The following is an 18,144-nucleotide window of genomic DNA, read 5'->3' as shown; positions in this document are numbered from 1 at the left end:
GGCGCAGTGTTTCGGGCAGCAGCACCAGGATGGATTCCATGCCGATGTGGCCGGCGTCGCGCACGCCGGCGGCGGCGCCGAGCATGGTGACGTAGATGACGAGCACCAGTGCGGCGCCCTCGGCCCAGGTGGGGGTGTCGTTGAGGACGTAGCGGCCGAAGACCTGCCACACGACGACGAAGACGATGCCGAACAGGCCGAGCACCGCCCCGATCATCGCCGCGCGGCACAGGGCCGCATTCATCTTGGTAAGAAACATCGTCTTTTCCCTTTCGGCAGGCGTGACGAAGCCTGGCTTGATTGCCGTGTCCAACATGCTGATTCCAGAATCTGAAAATGAATTCGCTCAGGGAGCCATGGAACCCATGCAAGCCATGGCTCCCCGTTCATGGCACCGGATGCGATCAGTGCGCAGTCTTTTGAATCTTGGCGACGACGTCCTTGAGCGCCGGATCGGTGACGAAGCGCTCGTACACCGGCTTCATCGCCGCCGTAAAGCCCGCCTTGTCCACATCCGTGATGATCTGCGCACCGCCAGCCTGCACCACCTGCCTTGCCTTGGCTTCGCGCTCATCCCACAGCTTGCGCATCGCCGGCACCGAATCCTTGGCCGCCTTGCGGATCAGCGCCTGGTCTTCCTTGCTCAGGCCATCCCACACCTTCTTCGAGAACAACAGCACTTCCGGCGCCATCGAGTGTTCCGACAGGCTGTAGTACTTCGCCGCCTCATAGTGACGCGACGATTCGTACGACGGCCAGTTGTTCTCGGCGCCGTCGATCAGGCCGGTCTTCAGACCGGTGTACACCTCGGCATACGGCATCGGCGTCGCGTTCGCACCCACGGCCTGCATGATGGCCACCCACATCTCCGACTGCTGCACCCGGATCTTCTGGCCCTTCATGTCGGCAACAGTTTTGATCGGCTTCTTGGTGGTGTAGAACGAGCGCGAGCCGCTGTCATAGAACGCCAGGCCGACGAAGCCTTCCTTTTCCAGCGAAGCCAGCAGCTGGTCGCCGATGGGGCCGTCGAGGGTTTCGCGCATGTGGGCGGTGGAGCGGAACAGGAAGGGCAGCGAGGGGATCATCATGGCCGGGGAGATGGCGTGCAGGGCGGCGCTGTTGATGCGCACCATGTCGAGGGCGCCGATCTTGACCTGCTCGACGGTGTCCTTTTCCGAGCCCATGGAGCTGTTGGCGAAGACCTTGACGCCGAGGCGGCCCTTGGTCTGTTCGGCCAGCGACTTGCTCATCTGGCCGACGGCGACCACGGTGGGATAGTCGTTGGGATGGACGTCGGCGGACCGGAAGTCCTTGGCGTGGGCCATCACTGCGGCGCTGGCCAGCGCTGCTGCCACTGCATGCGAAAGAAGGGATCTGAGTTTGAATTGCATAGCCTATCTCCTGTTTATTAAAAAGCGCCCTTTTTTCAGGCTGCCTGGTTCAACCGTTTGCGATGACGGACGCTGTTCCCGCACGTTCCGGAAGCGCTCTGCGAAATTCCGGAAAACGTTTAACTGGATTAAACCGCTTTATTGGGAGATGCGCAAGCATTTTTCGCAGTGCCGCCGACCATGCCCTTCAGTAATGGGTAAAATCGGTGCAAGTACAGGCTATAATTTGTGCAACGTTTTCCCTAAATTACCGAAAACACCATGTTCATGAGCAGAAATCCCGTCTTTCATGAAGGCATGGTTAGCAGGCCAATGATTTAGAATTGCATATCTGTCTCTTGCCTGGATTTCCACCCGCCTGCCTTATGCCACCGATGAAAAAAAATGCTCCAACTCTCCATGATGTCGCCAAGGCAGCCGGAGTCTCGATCGCAACGGTCTCCAAATTCCTGAATGGAGCGCAGCGTTTTTCGCCGAACGTCGAAGCGAACATCAATTCGGTCGTCGCCGAACTCGGTTATCGCTCGAATGAACTGGCCCGCTCGATGGTCACCGGCGAAACCAAAACGATCGGCGTTGCCATCCTGGACATCAACAATCCGCACTTCACCGCCGTGGTCAAGGGCGCAAACCGGATCGCCATCGAGGCCGGCTATACCCTGCTCTTCGTCGATACCGAGGAAAACCAGGCGCGCGAACTGCAATTGCTGGATACCCTGAGCCGGCGCGTGGACGGCCTGATCATCAGCTCCCGCATGCCGGAGTCTGATATCAAGACGGTGATCAACTACGGCAAGCCAGTTGTCCTCTTCGGCAAACTCGACTCGACCAAGGTCACCAGCGTAGCCAGCGGCGGGCAGCGCGGCGGATACATGCTGGCCCAGCATCTCGTTACGCAGGGCTTCAAGAACATCGCCTATCTCGGCTTTTCCAAATCGCGCTGGGACAGCGACCGTGTTGCCGGTATTAACGAATGCTTGGAGCGGCATGGATTGCCGCTGCGGCGCTACGAGGCGCAAGCGCCCTTCGCATCCGAAGGCGAACGTCTCTGCTCCCTGATCATGCTGGACAAGGACCATCCCGACGCATTGATCTGCTACAACGACTTGCTGGCCATCGGATTCATGAAGGAAGCGCAGTCACTCGGCTTCCGGATTCCGCAGGACATCGCGGTCGGCGGGTTCGACAACGTTCCCTACGCCGAGTACGTGTCCCCTTCCCTCACTTCGGTCAATCTGCAGAGCGAGGGCATGGGCGAACTGGCGATGAGGAAGATGCTCGACCTGCTGGCCGGCAGAACCACCGAAGAGCATACGGTGCTCGATCCCCAGCTGGTATTGCGCGGATCCACCGGCGGAAGATCGCGCAGGGATTGACCGCGTTCACCATTGCGGAACATCGGCGCATGCAGGACGTCGTCTCTGCTTCACCACATCGACCGCAATATCAGGCAGCTCCCTCGCTGCGCGACGTGAATGCAAACGGAAAGACCCTGCACAGACATTCCATGCAGGGTCTCGCGCAGCAGAGATTCAGCCGAGCCGGCCCCGAAAAAGCCATGGCCGGAATCATGATAATCCGGCCTTCTTCCGGCTGACGAAGCCGGAAGTCAAACCTTAATAACCTAGTCCGAAGCCGTAAGGATAGAGCGTATCCTTTGCCGGATAACCCGGAACATCCGGCTGGTTGTCGATAACGGCCTGAAGATTGTTGGCGAGCGCGAAAGGCAGCTTGCCTTGCGGCTTGAATTTACCGCTCAGCACGTCAAGCAGGGCTCCATTGCTGACGCCAAAGCCCGCCACGATGGCGCCTGCGTTTTTCAGACCGCTGGCGTCGTCGAGAACGTAAGGCTGGCGGAAGTAAATGCTCAGCACGGTCTTGCCGGCGCCGACCTCGTTCATCACGGCCTTGATCTGGTCCAGTGATGGAGAGATCTTCCAGGACTGCGATTCGGCCATCTTGGTGAACGACAGGTTGTTGGCCTCCCAAGGGAAAGATCCGCCGAACATCAATCCGTTGTCCGTACATGTCTGCGTCGCATCCACGCTGCAGCGGTCATCCGCGCCGTAGGGCTTGCCGGTCAGCGGATTCAGGAACGCCGGATTGGCGCCGGTGGTTGCCCCGTTGCTGACGTAAGTGCCGGTAACGGCCGCTGGATTCGAGACCTCGACACGGATCACGGCATAGTCATGTCCGGCCGCGCTCGGACGGACGCCGTTGGCCAGCGCCTCGCCGTCGGTGACGGTGTAGCCGTACTTCTCGACGTCGGACTTCGCAATGCCCATCGTGTACACCTTCGCGCCCGCTTTCAAGGGGAGTGTCTTCGCGCCGCCGGCCTGGTCCTGGTTCTGCAGCAGAACGATCGACTTGCGCTGGATCTCGAGTCCCTTCTCCCGGTTCGCCGGTTTGCCGATGATGCCGTTGGCCTGCGCCGGATCGACATAGGGATTTTCAAACAGCCCGAGCTGGAACTGCGCCTTGAGCAGCCGTTTCGCAGCTTCGTTCACCCGCTCTTCGGTCACGAGCCTGGCCTGCACCAGATCCGTGATGGTCTTGTTGACGTTGAACCCGGACAAGGTATCGGTTCCGCCATTGATGGCGGCAGCGACGCGCTCCGGCACGGTCTTGTTTTCCAGGCCCCATGCGCGGTCGTTGATGATGCCGGTGTCCGAATTGACATAGCCCTTGAAACCGAGCTTGCCGCGCAGCAGATCGGTCACGATCTGCTTGGAGAATGCCATGCCGGTCTGGTCATACCTGACACCGTCATAGGTGACCGAGATCGGAACGCCGTAGTAAGGCATGATGGAAGCCACGCCGGCATTGATGGCAGCCATGAACGGCTTCAGGTGATAGCCGAAGTTGTTGCCCGGGTAGACCTGATTCTTTCCGAATGCATAGTGCGGGTCCAGGCCCTGCTCCTGCGGGCCGCCGCCGGGGAAATGCTTCATCGTCAGGGCAACCGCCGAGTCCTTGTTGAGCGGGCCGCCCTGAAGATTTTCGACGAGCGTCTTCATGATGTTGGCGTTGAGATCCGCGTCCTCGGTGAACGTCTCGTGCACGCGGTACCAGCGCGGCTCGGTGGCCAGGTCGGCCATGTAGCCGTACATGCCGCGAAGTCCGATGGACTTCCACTCCTCGGCCATGACTTGCGAGAAGTCCTTGATGACCGACATGTCACCGGTGCCGAGCGCAGCAGCGGCCAGGCCGCCCTCTTTCGGAAACTCCGTGAATGCGCCCGCGGCTTCGTTGATGCCGACGCGTGCATCCTTCTCGTAGTGATTGCGTGCGTTGGATTTGAACAGCGCAGGAATTCCAAGGCGGGTCGCTTCGCGCAGCGCCTGGACGGAATTCATGAACCTGGCAGCCTCTTCCGGCGTCACCGGCTGGCCGCTGCGCCCACCTGTCGCGGTGCAGGCCGGCGCTCCGGTCACCACGCTGCGGAAAATGAAGCGGGCCATTTTCTGGGTGTTCACAAAATCGACGCCTGCCTGCGGAACCGCGCCCTTGCAATCCGCGTTCAGGGTATCGATCAGCATCAGACCGGCCTTCTCTTCCAGGGTCATCTGGCTTACCAGGTTGTCGACGCGGGCATCGACCGGCAGGCGCCAGTCTTCGTAGGGGTCCAGTTTCTGATTGCCGTTCAAGTCCTTGAACTGCAGGTTGTCGACCGTGAGGAGTGCTTTCGTCCGCACTTCAAGCTTTGGCTGCACGACCGACTGGCCGGCGCTCTGGCTGCCGCTCGAACCGCCGCCGCATGCGGTCAGCGATAGCAAGGCGGTGCCGAGCAAGGCGGTCAGTGCGACACCCGGTTTTTCGCTTCGGACATCATTCAGCGTTTTCGCGATGGCGGGTTTATCCGATTGCGCACGATATGTCCTTGCCGAACCGGCAACTTGTTTTCTTGTCATCCTCGTCTCCATGAATTTCGTGGTTTGCCTGCAGACGCGCAGGGCTAAGCGGCTATATAGTTAAGCGCTTAACTAAGTATGCCAGCAAATAAATTGGCTTAGCAAGGGGAATTTGCTATTGCTGCCATTGCGGTTCAAAACATCAACAAACGCGATAATACCTGTCACGTCAAGCGATGAAAGCAGAGACACGTCCTACTTTCTGGCGTGAGGCTTGCTCAGTAGATGCAAGGCATCGGATCGCGCTCACACTTCGTAGCGCATCATTTACGATATTTAGTAAAGCGCTTTCCTATTCGCCCGAAGCTTAATGAAAGTGGCCGGCCGCGAACAGCCGTGTTTTATTCATGCATGCCTTGAGCGACCGCGACGTATCGGCTTGATCAACTTGGGCAGTGAGCGACACAGCCCCTGCGTTATAACAAAGGCAACAGGCATTGCGCCCGATTTCATCAGCCCTTGCAGATACCTTCGGAAATCTTCTCGATCGGAGAATTGGGAACCATCGGCTCCCATACGGCATTGGGATCGAAAAACGAGTCAAGCAGGCTGCCCGCTCCCATGCGTTCGGAATGATAGGTGAGATAGGTCACGCGCCACCTGTTTTCCCTGCATTCCAGCTCGATCTGCACCTTGCTTGATTTGTAAGGTCCTCTGGCTGCCAGCTTCACTTCGGAATGATCGATCAGGTGCCAGAGGCGCATATACTTTCCCGCCTTGCGAACCATGCTGGATTCGTAATAGAAGGTATCGCCTTCTGTTTCGGCGACCTTGATCCATTTCGCGCTGGCGAGGCCGCATGCAGCAAGCAGCATCATGCCCGCTGCGATCTTATTCTTGAACATACCATTCCGAGATGATTCCGCTGACGGCTGCACTTGCACCTTCATTGAGCCGCCGCACGGAGTGAAAGCATAATTCGCAGGATTCATGACGGGGTTCTCGTCCTGAAATCCGCAGCCGGCAGCATAGCGCATATGCGCAGGCAAAATGCGTTGCCAGATCAAGAAATTCAGAACCTTGCACGCCGGATTTGCAGCAGGCCTCCCCGGACCGGACTCAATGTTCTGCTGCTGCATAAGCGGCAAGAAAAACATCAACCGCGCGTTCAGAAATCGATCGCAGGTCCAGCACAAGAGGCTTGCCGGCGTCGCCGAACAGCTGGCGCTCCACCACCTCGGCTTCGTACAGGGCTTTCAGCTGCAGCGCCATCGTCTTTGCATCGGTTCTGTCGCGAAGCAGCTTCCTCTCAATCAGCGTCTGCAGATAAGTGCTCAGTTCGGCCAGCATGACTGCGGGCCCGCGTTCATAGAACTGCCTGCCGAGATCCGAGCGGTTGCCCTCTGCGATTGCCAGTCTCAACATGGCCAACGGCTCCGGCCTGGTAATGAATTCGAGATGCCGTACGCCGAATTCGAGCAGGCCCAGCCGGATGTCGCCGGATTCTTCCAGCTCGAGGAAAGCGGCCTTGCCGTGCCGTTCGCCTGACGCGAGCAGCACTTCCAGGAAGATTTCCTCCTTGGACTTGAAATAGGAATACAGGGTCGTCTTGGAGCCGCCCAGCCGGGCTGCAATTTCGGACATGGAAGCGGCTTCGAAGCCGAGTTCGCGGAAGACTTCCGAAGCGATATCCAGGATCGCCTGCCGCTTGGCTTCAGTTTTGACTCTCACAATATCCTCTTTTTTGTACCAAGCCGTACAGTTTTGCTTGACGCCGGTGATCTGTCAACCTAAACTGAACCGCACAGTATCGTTATGCGTGCCGCTTTGGATGGGGCCGCCGTGAGTAGAACACGCAGGCGAATTTCATTTCACGGCAATATTGCTCCCCTATCATCCGACGTCATCACCCGTGAACCCGGGAATAATGCGGTCGACCGGCGCACGGCGAAATTTGCATACTCCGAATCAGCTCATGACATCTTCCAACCTTTTTACCGCCATCCCCAGCGAAGCGGAATATCAGGCGGCAGTCGAAGAATTCGACGCGCTCTGGAATTCCGGCCCCCGCAGCGACCGAGAAGCCCGCATGGACGAACTGATTCTTCTGATCGAAGCCTTCGAGCAGCGGCAGATGCACGTAACAAGCTTGGTACTGGCTTGTCAAGCATGAGCCGGCATTGGTCTTGTGGCCAAAAGACTTGCTCACAGATAAAGAATGCCGCGTAACTCTTTGTCACATAAGCGATTTTCCAGTCATCCACATTGCCTGTGGAAAACTTTGTGCATAACCCCCTCTTGACAACGGGTAGTGCCAGATTTGACGGGGCGTTTCTTAAATTGCCTTTTTCTTCAGCAATCTTGAGAAGTGATAAAAATCAATGAGTTAGGAAAAATCAAATCGAGTGATCGCCAGCGCAGGACATTGGAGCAAAAATTTTTTCGATTATCTGACTTTGTGCACAAGTTTGAAATTTCGCGCTTTTGTCAAGAGCCGTAAGGCCAATTTTCAGGGCAGAAGCCGTACCGCATCGCAGGTAAGCGGCAACTTCCAGGCCAACTCGCACTGTTCAATACACCTGCGAGGCCGCCCCTCCGCCACAGTGCCAGATGAATCCGAAGCGTGGCAATGTCCGCGTGCCAGTCTTGCCGTAGTCCTTACCTGCTGGCGATAATAGACACAACAATCCCACCATCACCGGCCACTTTCAAACAAACAACATGTTGCCCGGGCATCACGATATTCCGCTGGTACTGGTTTCCATACTGGTAGCCATCTTCGCTTCCTATACCGCGCTCAGCCTGGCGGGCCGGGTCAAGAACTCGCATGGCTTGAGCGCGCGCCTCTGGATCAGCGGCGGCGCGCTGGCCATGGGCACAGGCATCTGGGCCATGCATTTCGTAGGCATGCTGGCGTTCCGCCTTCCCATCCCCATCGGCTACGACATTCCGATCACCCTTTTGTCATTGCTACTCCCGATCACCGTCTCCGGCATGGCATTGTGGCAGGTCAGCCTGCCGAATCTGCGGCTGTCCGACCTGGCCACCAGTTCGGTGCTGATGGGCGTTGGCATCAATGCGATGCATTACACCGGCATGGCCGCCATGAAGATGGAACCGGGCATCGTCTACGACCCGGCGCTTTTTGCAGCCTCGGTCGTGATTGCAATCGTCACCTCCGCCGGCGCCCTGTGGATTGCTTTCCGGCTCCGGGAAAACATGCCGCATGTCTGGGCATTGCAGATCGGCGCTGCAGTCGTGATGGGATTCGCCATCGCCGGCATGCATTACACCGGAATGGCTGCAGCGAGTTTTCCCCTCGGCAGTGTCTGCACGGCGGCCTCGCGCGGCGTCAGCCAGAATGCACTGGCCGTTCTGGTCATCATTGCCACGGTCGGCGTGCTGACCATTGCGCTGATGGCTTCCATCTACGACGCCCGCCTCGAATCGGGTTCACGCCACCTCGCGCTGTCGCAAGCCAAGGCGGAGGAACGCCAGCGCATGCTGATGCTGGAGCGCGAAGCCCGCAACCAGGTTGAACGCATGAGCGAGCTGAAGGACGAGTTCCTGGCCACGCTCTCGCATGAATTGCGCACGCCGCTCAATGCCATCCTGGGCTGGGCGCAGATCCTGCAGCGCGGCGTCAGGGACGAGGCAACGCTGCGCAAGGGTCTTGACACCATCGAGCGCAATGCGCATGCGCAGGCCCAGCTCATCGAAGACTTGCTCGACATGAGCAAGATCATTTCCGGCAAGGTGAGGCTGGACATGAAATCGATCGATCCCCTCGGCTTCGTCGAAGCGGCAATGGAAACAGTGCGGCCCGCGGCAATGGCCAAGAACATACGCATGGAAAACTCGCTGGATACCGATACCGGCCCCATCTACGGCGATCCGAACCGGCTGCAGCAGGTGATGTGGAACCTGCTGTCCAACGCAGTGAAGTTCACCCCCAACGGCGGCACGGTGCGGCTGCAGATGCAAAAGCAGGAAAATGACATCCGCATCCTGGTCAGCGATACGGGAATCGGCATCAGCCTGGATTTCCTGCCTTATGTATTCGATCGTTTCCGCCAGGCCGATGCATCCACCACGCGCCGTTACGGCGGCCTCGGGCTCGGCCTGTCGATCGCGCGCCAGCTGGTGGAAATGCAGGGAGGTTCGATCGAGGTGGCAAGCCCCGGCGAAAACATGGGCACCACCTTCACCATCCGCCTTCCGCTGCTGGATACGCAGACCTCATCCCTGCTCTTCCCGACGGACAGAAACCGTGCGAATGCTGCGCCGGTACAGAGCGATGCCGCCGATCTCTCGGGTCTCAGGGTGCTGTTGGTCGACGATGAACAGGACGCGCGCGACCTGGTCGAGCACATTCTTTCCCAGAACGGCGCAAGCGTCATTACCGCGGCAGGCGCACCCAAGGCGCTGGCGCTGCTGGAGGACTCCCGGCCCGACGTCATCATCAGCGATATCGGCATGCCCGATGTGGACGGCTATGAATTCATGCGCCGTGTCAGGATGCTGGACGAGACGCGCGGCGGAACGGTGCCCGCGCTCGCGCTGACCGCCTTCACGCGTTCGGACGACAAGATGCGGGCGCTGCGCGCGGGCTTCACGAGTTACATGTCAAAGCCGGTTGAACCCACGGCGCTGGTGGCCGCAGTTGCCAGCCTGAATCAAAGGATGGTTAGATCCGGCAAGTGAAGATAGGCAAATATGCAGCCGGCAAACAAATTGAGCCACGCAGCAGCCTGCAACTTGACCTGCTGCAACGGGTATTGAGACCTGACAACTTCGAACGTATTACTGCCACGATCTATCGAACTCGCTGACCTGATGGCAAGTCGAATCTGACTTGAAATATAACGCATGCGTGCTTTTTAGATGGAATCCATACAAGCGTTTGATGTCAGCATAGCCGAACATGCCGCCGATTCCGTCTTCATTACGGATACGTCGGCGCGCGTCATTTACCAGAATCCCGAGGCAAGAAGGGTATTCCTTTTTTCCGATGAGGAAGTATTCGGACATACCCTTCTTGACACCCTGCATCAACGCTATCCCGACGGCCGCCCAGTGACGCTTGAACAATGCAAGGTATACCGCGCCGCAGTCCTGGGCGAGTCCGCGCGCGATTTCGTCTGGCAATTCACCGGCAAGGATGGCCGTTGCGTGTATGCCTCCTGCACCGTTTCCCCCTTCTTTCACAGGGGGGAGCGCATCGGAGCCATCCTCTTTGCAGCCGATATCACCGCACGCCGCAAAGCCGAGCAGGAAGCTGCGCGCAGTGCCGAGAAGCTGCAGCTGGCGATGGAAGCGGCGGAGATCGGCATGTTCGATCATTTCGTCGGCGAGCGGCGGCTCGCCTGGTCACCGAAACTCAAGGAAATGTTCGGCTTGCGGGCTGATGCCGACATGACGCTCGACATGTTCTACGAATGCGTTCACCCGGAAGATCTGGAGGAAGTACGGCGGGTTGTCCTCGAATCGTCGAAGCCCGGCACTGATGGGCGCTTCCACTACGAGTTTCGCGCCCTCGACCGGAACGACGGCAAGGAACGGTGGATTTCCACGCGCGGAAGAACGCATTTCGACGAGCATGGACAAGCTGTGCGACGCGTCGGCGTGGCTGTCGACATCACCGAGCGCCGCGAGGCGGAGCGGCGTGTACAGGAAGCTGCGCAGCACGACAGCCTCACCGGCCTGCCAAACCGTGCATTGCTCTATGAATACTGCATGCACCTGTTCGCTCAGGCCGACCGCCTGCACGCCGACTGTGCCGTGCTGTTCATCGATCTCGATCGCTTCAAACCCATCAACGATCTCTACGGCCATGACGTAGGCGACAAGGTGCTGCAGGAAGTGGCGCGTCGCCTGCTGCAATGCACGCGCAAGGAGGATATCGTCAGCCGGCTGGGAGGTGACGAATTCATCGTCATTCTGCCGCGGGTGCTGGGCAAGGAAGACTCGGAAACCGTGGCGCAGCACATTCTCGAAAGCATTCGCAAGACCATTCAGCTCAACGGGCTGCAGATCAGCGTCTCCCCTTCGATCGGCATCAGCCTCTACCGCAAGGATGGCTCGTCGATCTCGGAACTGATCCGCTACGCGGACTTGGCGATGTATGCCGCCAAGCGCGCCGGGCGGGATACTTTCAGGCATTTCATTCCGGAATATCTGCATCTGGCGGAAGACCGCGTCGAACTAGAGCAGCGCCTCAAGGAAGCACTGCGTTCCGGCACCCTGCAGCTGCTCTACCAGCCCGTCATCGACATCAGCACCGGCAAGCCGGTCGGCGCCGAAGCCTTCATCCGGCTGCCGGATAACAACGGCAGCCTGCTGAGTCCGGACCGGTTCATTCCCATCGCGGAATCGGCCGGGCTCATCGACGAGGTCGGCTTCTGGGTGGTGCGCGAAGCCTGCCGGCAGCAGCAGCGATGGCAGGACAGCGGGCTCGGTGTGCCGAGCATGTCGATCAATGTCTCCGCCTCGCAGTTCAGGCACCCCGAATTTGCGCCGCGGTTCATCGCCGCCATCGACGAGTACGGCATCGAACCCGGCAGACTGGAAATCGAACTCACGGAAAGCGCGCTCATGGAAAACATCCCGGACGCGGTCAGCAAGCTCGACCAATTGAAATCACGCGGCGTGCGCATCGCGCTCGACGATTTCGGCACCGGCTATTCGAATTTGGGGCATCTGACCAGCCTTCCTCTGGACAAGCTCAAGATCGACCGTTCCTTCACCGACAATCTCGAATCCAATGAAAACGGCAAATCGATCGCCGACACCATCCTCGGCATAGGACGCGCGCTGAACCTGGAAGTCGTCGGTGAAGGCATCGAATCCGAGGAAGTCATGCGCTATCTGCGCGACCATGGATGCGACCAGGTGCAGGGACATCTGTTCAGCAAGCCGCTAGCGGCGCCGGAGTTCGAATCCTGGTATCGCTCCCAGCTCGGCCTTTACCATTGACGGCAGGCATCGCCCCGCGAACGCCGCATTTTTCTGAACAGATTCCTATTGCATGAAGTGAAGAGACAGCGCCACCAATCGAAACGGCCCATTTCAAATCGCCATCGACATACTGGCGCGGCAAGCAAGGAACAGCACACATACCAACAGTTGGTCGACATCTCGACCGATGTTCTCATCGCCGCCGATGCGCAGGGAAAGATTCGCCGCATCGGCAAGGCTTGCCTGCAGAGCTGGGGCTATTCCCCTGAAGATCTGCATCATCGGCGGCTTGCGGACCTGGTGCACGAGCACGACCGCGAGGACCTCGATCAGTCGCTGACGAAGCAGCGCGGCGCGGAGCGGGAGCTCACCCTGCAGACGCGATTTTTACACAAGGACGGCCGCGCCGTTCCGACCGCGCTGCGGGCAAAATGGTCCGCCGCCGACAACGCGTATTACTGCGTTGCTCAGGTGTTGCCGCATGCGGCACCGCACTTGGCGGAATCAGGCAGCACCGATGCGAGCCGGCGGCTTCAGTCCCTGTTTGAACATCATCCTGACGGCGTGTTCGCCTTCGATCTCGATGGCGCCCTGATCGAAGCCAATCCCGCATTCTCCGGCTTGACCGGATATGCGCATGAGGATCTGCTGTCCATGCGCTACCAGACCCTGATCGCTCCCGAGCACCGCAGAATGGTCACGGAGCGCTTCGTCGCCGCCAGCCGGGGCATCGCTTCGTGTTTCGAAAGCGTGGGCGTGCGCAAGGACGGCACGCGGTTCGAGGCCGCGGTGACAGCCATACCGATGACGGCGGACCACCGCATCGTGGGCGTGCACGGCATCGCGCGCGACATCACGCAGCTGAAAAACCGTGAACGCCACATCGAACGCCTTGCCACCCACGACAGCCTGACCGGCCTGCCCAACCGGAACCTGCTCGATGACCGGCTCAGGCATGCGGTGGTGCAGGCGGAGCGGTCGGGGCGGCGGGTGGCCGTTCTCTTCATCGACCTGAACCGATTCAAGGTCGTCAATGACAGCCTCGGCCATGACAAGGGCGACATCCTGTTATGCATCATCGCCGATCGTCTCAGGCAGTGCATGCGGGAGGCCGACACCGTGGCGCGCATCGGCGGTGACGAATTTGCCATCGTGCTGGAGGAAGTCTCCATGCCGGAAAGCGTCATCACGGTCGCAAGGAACGTCCTCTCCGCCATTGAACGCCCGGTCAGGCTGGAAGGGCATCAGCTGGCCGTTTCGGGCAGCGTAGGCTGCAGCCTTTTCCCGAAGGACGGCACGGAAGCGGCAACCCTGCTGCGCAATGCCGACCTCGCCATGTACGAGGCCAAGGCGGCCGGAGGCGGCGCCCTGCGCCTCTACAAGGCTGACATGGACGAACGGGCGAAGGCCCGGCTGACGCATGAGCATGACCTGCGCCGCGCGCTGGAGCGCGATGAACTCGTCGTGTACTACCAGCCCCGCGTCGACATCAACAGCCAGGCCATTGTCGGCGCGGAGGCGCTGGTCCGCTGGAATCATCCGGAACGCGGCCTTGTGCCGCCCAATGAATTCATTCCGCTGGCCGAAGAAATCGGCCTGATCAGCCAGCTGGGCGAATGGGTGCTGATGCAGGCCTGCATGCAAAACCGCATCTGGCAGAATGCGGGGCTGCCTCCCCTCAAGGTGTCGGTGAACCTGTCGCCGATGCAGCTGGACCCGGACTCCGCCATCATTGATGCGGTGAAGCATGCGCTTCGCAGCACCGGGCTGGAGCCGAGATGGCTGGAACTGGAAATCACGGAATCGAGCCTGATGCAGAACGTGGAATCCACGCTGATCAAGCTCGAGGAAATACGCAATGCCGGCGTGTCGATCTCCATCGACGATTTCGGGACCGGTTATTCATCCCTCAGCTATCTGAGGCGGCTGCCGGTCAGCGGTCTGAAGATCGATCAATCCTTCATCCGGGATATCACCGCCAGCCGCGACGACGAAGCCATCGTCGCGGCCACCATCGCACTGGCGCATACCATGAACCTGACGGTGGTGGCGGAGGGCGTCACGACGGAAGAGCAGATCCGCTTTCTGCACGCAAATGAATGTGATGAAGTGCAGGGCTTTCTTTTCGGCGCCGCCGTTCCGCCGGAAGAGCTGGCGCAGCTGCTGCGGCATGCGCCGCGAAGCCGGCGCATAGCAATCCATTAGAGCGCTTTCTCGGAAGGGGCTTCTCAGGCTTTCCCGTTTCCCTCCTTCGGCGTGTCATCCGCTTTCCTCAGGACCAGTACGTAATCATCGAGCAGGTCCATGCCCTGAGCTTGTTCAGCCGGTTCGGGTTCGGCGACTTTCTTCTGAACGGAGAAGGAAAGGTCGGCCATGTCGTATTTGCCGGTAAGGCCGGGTCCGAGTATCTGCTTGAGTTCTTTATTCGATCTCACGTTCATTCACCTTGTGTGGGCAGACGGGAGCTGTCTATGCATCAGTATCTGCCTCGGCCGATGAGAGCCCAAGCGATATCACGCGTTTGATTGACGGAAGTAAATGGTTGTCGGCAATTCGCCAATGAGGTTGAGAAACGTCAAGAATTTCCGTGGAGTCATCTTGAAAGTGAACGTGAATGCCGGAATACGCAAGCGTGCCCTGAATTACCCTTGAAGCTAAAATAGCAAGCATGCCAGCCACCTACATTCCGGCCGCCGCATCGCAGCTGCGGCGGTATTTCAACGTAACGCCACCCGATTTCGACATCGGCAACGAAGTCGCGCCCGGCGACATGGCGCCGATGATCCGCATGCCGCAGCCCGGCGACCGTGCCTGCGAGCAGGCGATATTCGGCATCGTGCCCCATTGGGCCGAAATGAAGATCACCAGCCAGACCTTCAGCCTGCGCAGCGAGGTACCGGAAGGCAAGCCGGTATTTCGCAATGCCTACAAGCGGGGCCGCTTCTGCCTCATACCGGCGGAATGCTTCTTCGAAGCGTCGTATGAACACGGCACGCGCAAGGTGCGTTACGAAATCGCCCATGCGGACGGCAGTCCGCTGGCAATGGCCGGGCTCTGGGAATTCCGGCCGGCTACGGATGTAGCCGGCGCACTGCTGTCCATGTCCATGTTCACCATCAATGCCGACGAGCATCCGCTGATGCGGCGTTTCGGGCGCCCGGAGGACGAGAAGCGCATGCCGGTGCTGGTGGACGCTTCCCGTTACGACGACTGGCTGCAATGCCCGGCAGAAGAGGCGCCGGCATTCTTCCGCCAGTATCCGGCGGACCGCCTGATCGCGCGGCCAAGTCCGAAGGCGAAACGCAAGCAGGGACAACCTTCGCTTCCGTTCATCTAAACCGAAGGAAAAGGACCGTTTCGCTCCTGGACCTTCAACCCGGCATGCGCGGTTTCAATAGCCGGCCCGGGCAACTTGTCTCGGCGATAACAAACTGCCATGTTATCTGCCTCTTTTTGTGCATGCGCTATGCCGTGCCGGGTCAATACCTGCTACCCTGAGAGCCTCTGTTACCCGATTTCTCAACCCCGATCCCCGCAGTATGTCTTATCTTCCGCTGATTCTTCCGCTGCTCTTTATCATCGCGCTTGCCCTGATGCTGAAACATTTCCTTGCCTCGCTGGCATGGGCGGCTCTGCTTGCGGTGATCACCTGGCCGCTGCATGAAGCGCTGCAGCGCCGCGGCTGGACGCGCGCGGCCAGCGCCAGCGCGCTGCTGGGGGGCCTCATCCTGCTGTTCGCCGGTCCCTCGCTGTTCGTTCTCAATGCGCTCAGCGGAGAACTGGCGGCGGTCGAACGCTTCATCGGAAGGCAGAACATCGCGGGCATTCCCGTGCCGGGATGGATCTCGCAACTGCCGGTCATCGGCGGGCATGCGGTGGAATGGTGGAGCAAGCATCTCGAAGCGCCGGGCAGCCTGGAAGCACTGATCCGTTCCACCGTAGGCGGCATGGTGCCGCAGCTGTCGGCGGCGGCAAGCGCGGTCGGCTCGACCCTGCTGGCCAATGCGCTCTACATGTTCCTGGCCCTGCTGACCCTGTTCATCCTTTATCTGCACGGCAATGCGGTGCGCCACTATGTCGACAGTGCCGGCATGCGCCTGCTGCCGGCGCATTACCCGGTACTGGCAAGACTGTTTCCGCTATCGGTGCGCGGTACGGCGCTCGGTCTGTGCTCGGTAGCCTTGCTTGAAGGCGTGGTGCTCGGCGTGGCCTATTACATTGCGGGGGCGCCGTTTCCGGCCCTGCTGGGCGTCATTACCGGCTATATGGCGCTGATTCCCGGCGGCGCGCCGCTGTCGTTCACGCTGGTGTCGCTGCTCCTGCTCGGCAAGGGGCAGGCAACGGCTGCGCTCGGCCTGTTCTGCTGGGGCGCGTTCGAACTCTTCCTGGTGGATAAATTCGTACGGCCGAAACTGATCGGCAGCCGTGTGGAGCTGCCCTTCCTCGCCGTACTGTTCGGCCTTCTCGGCGGCGTTTCCACGCTCGGCGTGCTCGGCCTGTTCATCGGCCCCTTCATGATGGCCGTACTATTCTGGTGGCTGCGCAATCTGCCCAGCACGCCGGTGCTCAAGCATTCCGCCGGCGAACAGGGCAAGACGGACGATCACCGCGAAGCGGCATAGGAAAGCCGCTTCGCAATCCCATAGGCATCAAGGCAGCAGAGGCTCGTTCCTCGCGCGCTTCTGCTCGATGGTGGAGACCAGGCGCGGAATCGCCTGCTGCCGTTCACGGAAGCCGGGATGCAGCACCGCATAGCTGTTGACCGGCAGTTCCGCGACAGGCACGGTAGAAGCAGCCTGCGCCACCCGCTCCCAGAACGGCGCGTAGGCGCGGATGTCGTAGCCGCTGCGGGCGAGCATGTACAGCGCCAGGCGGTCGGCCTGGATATCGGCTGCAGCAGCATAAGGCCTGATCTGAACCGGAGCGGCACTAGAAGGCGTGCCGGTTTTCAGGAAGCGGTACTGGTCGATCAGTGCGGCGGCGGCAGTGCGGTCGCCTGCGGCCAGCAGGTTGCGTGCAAATTCCCCGGCCATCACATAGGCGAGTTCGGTTTCCGACCTGACGAAGCCCAGCATGCCGCGGGTCACCATGACCCGATAGCCGTCGGCATAGCTGCCGATCTCTTCCGAATCACCGAGTTCGATGCCGAACGCGCAAGCGTCGGTCAGCGGCACGTCGAGCGTCACCGGCTGGCCCTGGCGGTCGACCGTGAGTTTCACCTGCTGCTTGCCGCGGGTTTCCGAAATGATCAGCACGGACGCCTCGCGCTCGGCCTGAGGACCGGAAGGCACGGGCTGGCCGTTGAAATCGAGAAGAATGTCGCCGCGCCGAAGGCCTGTATTCTGCGCGCCGCTGCCGGGCAGCACGTGGATCACCTGCAGGCGCTCATCCAGGCCGAGCGCCGCGGCTGCCGTATCGGCGAACTGGCTGGTATAGGAGAACCGGTTCTTGGCGGTAAATCCGAGGATGCGGCGCGCATTGTTTGGGCAAAGTTCGACGTTGCGGATCATCAGCGTGCCGGCCACGTCGTACAAACGGTTATGATCCGCAACCCAGGCGCGCAGCCGGTCGATGTCCTGCTGGGATACCACCGGCGCATCGGGCAGCGGCCTGACGCCGTCATCGCGCGCGCCGCCGAGGTCGACCGAATACGTTACCGGTTCTTCCTTCTGCACCGGCGCCGGCGCGGGCAGTGGTGCCGGCGCAGTCACGGTCCTGACCGGCGGCACCGGCGTATCCAGCGGTACGCGGGTTGCGCATCCGGCAAGCCCTGCTCCAAGGCAAAGGGCCAGTGCCAAATTACCGGTGCGACGCGAAGCTTGCATGCCGGTTTGATTCGCAGGTTTCATCGATATCGCCTTTCATTTCTTATTTGTTTGATTGCCGACGAAGGTCGGGGTCGCCATTGCGGATCTTGCAATTTGTCGCAATGATAGCCCGAGTTT

14 protein-coding genes and 1 pseudogene are annotated in these 18,144 nt (G+C 59.9%); 8 read left to right on the top strand and 7 right to left on the bottom strand.

All coding sequences use genetic code 11. The annotated features are described in order from the left end of the window. Together IGW03_RS11985 and IGW03_RS11980 are read right to left on the bottom strand one after the other, a co-directional pair. The coding region (locus tag IGW03_RS11985; protein ID WP_228535412.1) for a TRAP transporter small permease at window positions 1–217 on the bottom strand (217 nt) is incomplete at its 3' end. A 187-nt stretch (window positions 218–404) separates the two neighbouring features. Continuing rightward, window positions 405–1,391, bottom strand: a complete 987-nt coding sequence (locus tag IGW03_RS11980; protein WP_194722781.1) for a TRAP transporter substrate-binding protein — start codon at window positions 1,389–1,391, stop codon at window positions 405–407. A gap of 374 nt (window positions 1,392–1,765) precedes the next feature. On the opposite strand from IGW03_RS11980, the gene IGW03_RS11975 reads away from it, so the two are divergent. Continuing rightward, the gene (locus tag IGW03_RS11975; protein WP_194722780.1) at window positions 1,766–2,767 is read left to right on the top strand and encodes a LacI family DNA-binding transcriptional regulator; all 1,002 of its coding nucleotides are present in this window, start codon (window positions 1,766–1,768) and stop codon (window positions 2,765–2,767) included. Between the two features lie 240 nt (window positions 2,768–3,007). Here IGW03_RS11975 and IGW03_RS11970 read toward each other — a convergent pair whose 3' ends face one another. The 3 genes from IGW03_RS11970 to IGW03_RS11960 form a co-directional block, all read right to left on the bottom strand. After that, window positions 3,008–5,302 (bottom strand): glycoside hydrolase family 3 protein, encoded by a 2,295-nt coding sequence (locus IGW03_RS11970; protein ID WP_194722779.1) that lies wholly within the window; start codon window positions 5,300–5,302, stop codon window positions 3,008–3,010. A 452-nt stretch (window positions 5,303–5,754) separates the two neighbouring features. After that, window positions 5,755–6,381: a surface-adhesin E family protein gene (locus IGW03_RS11965; protein ID WP_194722778.1), complete on the bottom strand. Its 627-nt coding sequence runs from the start codon at window positions 6,379–6,381 to the stop codon at window positions 5,755–5,757. Next, complete coding sequence (locus tag IGW03_RS11960; protein WP_194722777.1) at window positions 6,362–6,973, bottom strand: TetR/AcrR family transcriptional regulator; 612 nt, start codon at window positions 6,971–6,973, stop codon at window positions 6,362–6,364. Before IGW03_RS11960 ends, IGW03_RS11965 begins: the two co-directional genes overlap by 20 nt. Before the next feature lie 244 nt (window positions 6,974–7,217). Here IGW03_RS11960 and IGW03_RS11955 point away from each other — a divergent pair, with 244 nt between their 5' ends. The 5 genes and pseudogenes from IGW03_RS11955 (at window position 7,218) to IGW03_RS11940 (ending at window position 14,404) form a co-directional block, all read left to right on the top strand. After that, entirely contained in the window at window positions 7,218–7,415 is a 198-nt protein-coding gene (locus IGW03_RS11955) for a hypothetical protein (protein WP_194722776.1), read from the top strand. A gap of 548 nt (window positions 7,416–7,963) precedes the next feature. Beyond that, the gene (locus IGW03_RS11950; protein WP_194722775.1) at window positions 7,964–9,946 is read left to right on the top strand and encodes an MHYT domain-containing protein; all 1,983 of its coding nucleotides are present in this window, start codon (window positions 7,964–7,966) and stop codon (window positions 9,944–9,946) included. Between the two features lie 180 nt (window positions 9,947–10,126). Continuing rightward, a pseudogene (locus IGW03_RS39025) lies at window positions 10,127–10,459 on the top strand (PAS domain-containing protein); the annotation flags it as partial. Between the two features lie 114 nt (window positions 10,460–10,573). Then, the gene (locus IGW03_RS11945; protein ID WP_267253474.1) at window positions 10,574–12,217 is read left to right on the top strand and encodes a putative bifunctional diguanylate cyclase/phosphodiesterase; all 1,644 of its coding nucleotides are present in this window, start codon (window positions 10,574–10,576) and stop codon (window positions 12,215–12,217) included. A 57-nt stretch (window positions 12,218–12,274) separates the two neighbouring features. Beyond that, window positions 12,275–14,404: a putative bifunctional diguanylate cyclase/phosphodiesterase gene (locus tag IGW03_RS11940; RefSeq protein ID WP_323744962.1), complete on the top strand. Its 2,130-nt coding sequence runs from the start codon at window positions 12,275–12,277 to the stop codon at window positions 14,402–14,404. A 23-nt stretch (window positions 14,405–14,427) separates the two neighbouring features. On the opposite strand, the gene IGW03_RS11935 is transcribed toward IGW03_RS11940, so the two are convergent. Continuing rightward, complete coding sequence (locus tag IGW03_RS11935; RefSeq protein ID WP_194722772.1) at window positions 14,428–14,634, bottom strand: hypothetical protein; 207 nt, start codon at window positions 14,632–14,634, stop codon at window positions 14,428–14,430. A gap of 233 nt (window positions 14,635–14,867) precedes the next feature. Between IGW03_RS11935 and IGW03_RS11930 the strand changes: the two genes are divergently transcribed. Together IGW03_RS11930 and IGW03_RS11925 are read left to right on the top strand one after the other, a co-directional pair. Then, window positions 14,868–15,536, top strand: a complete 669-nt coding sequence (locus tag IGW03_RS11930; RefSeq protein ID WP_194722771.1) for an SOS response-associated peptidase — start codon at window positions 14,868–14,870, stop codon at window positions 15,534–15,536. A gap of 202 nt (window positions 15,537–15,738) precedes the next feature. Beyond that, entirely contained in the window at window positions 15,739–16,821 is a 1,083-nt protein-coding gene (locus tag IGW03_RS11925; RefSeq protein WP_194722770.1) for an AI-2E family transporter, read from the top strand. Window positions 16,822–16,848: 27 nt separating this feature from the next. Here the strand turns inward: IGW03_RS11925 and IGW03_RS11920 are convergent, their stop codons facing one another. After that, window positions 16,849–18,024 carry a M48 family metallopeptidase gene (locus IGW03_RS11920; protein ID WP_194722769.1) on the bottom strand — a complete coding sequence of 392 codons (1,176 nt, stop codon included), beginning with the start codon at window positions 18,022–18,024 and terminating at the stop codon, window positions 16,849–16,851. Window positions 18,025–18,144 lie beyond the last annotated feature (120 nt).

It is taken from the genome of Noviherbaspirillum malthae, from assembly GCF_015352985.1.
GTDB classification, from domain to species: domain Bacteria; phylum Pseudomonadota; class Gammaproteobacteria; order Burkholderiales; family Burkholderiaceae_D; genus Noviherbaspirillum; species Noviherbaspirillum malthae.
This window is presented reverse-complemented; position numbering and strand designations above follow the sequence as displayed.

Bases quoted from the DNA above. Each gene is read 5' to 3' on its own strand.
- IGW03_RS11980 (WP_194722781.1), bottom strand. From the start codon at position 1,391: ATGCAATTCAAACTCAGATCCCTTCTTTCGCATGCAGTGGCAGCAGCG.
- IGW03_RS11955 (WP_194722776.1), top strand. From the start codon at position 7,218: ATGACATCTTCCAACCTTTTTACCGCCATCCCCAGCGAAGCGGAATAT.
- IGW03_RS11930 (WP_194722771.1), top strand. From the start codon at position 14,868: ATGCCAGCCACCTACATTCCGGCCGCCGCATCGCAGCTGCGGCGGTAT.
- IGW03_RS11920 (WP_194722769.1), bottom strand. From the start codon at position 18,024: ATGCAAGCTTCGCGTCGCACCGGTAATTTGGCACTGGCCCTTTGCCTT.
- IGW03_RS11970 (WP_194722779.1), bottom strand. From the start codon at position 5,302: ATGACAAGAAAACAAGTTGCCGGTTCGGCAAGGACATATCGTGCGCAA.
- IGW03_RS11975 (WP_194722780.1), top strand. From the start codon at position 1,766: ATGAAAAAAAATGCTCCAACTCTCCATGATGTCGCCAAGGCAGCCGGA.
- IGW03_RS11965 (WP_194722778.1), bottom strand. From the start codon at position 6,381: ATGCAGCAGCAGAACATTGAGTCCGGTCCGGGGAGGCCTGCTGCAAAT.
- IGW03_RS11945 (WP_267253474.1), top strand. From the start codon at position 10,574: ATGTTCGATCATTTCGTCGGCGAGCGGCGGCTCGCCTGGTCACCGAAA.
- IGW03_RS11925 (WP_194722770.1), top strand. From the start codon at position 15,739: ATGTCTTATCTTCCGCTGATTCTTCCGCTGCTCTTTATCATCGCGCTT.
- IGW03_RS11950 (WP_194722775.1), top strand. From the start codon at position 7,964: ATGTTGCCCGGGCATCACGATATTCCGCTGGTACTGGTTTCCATACTG.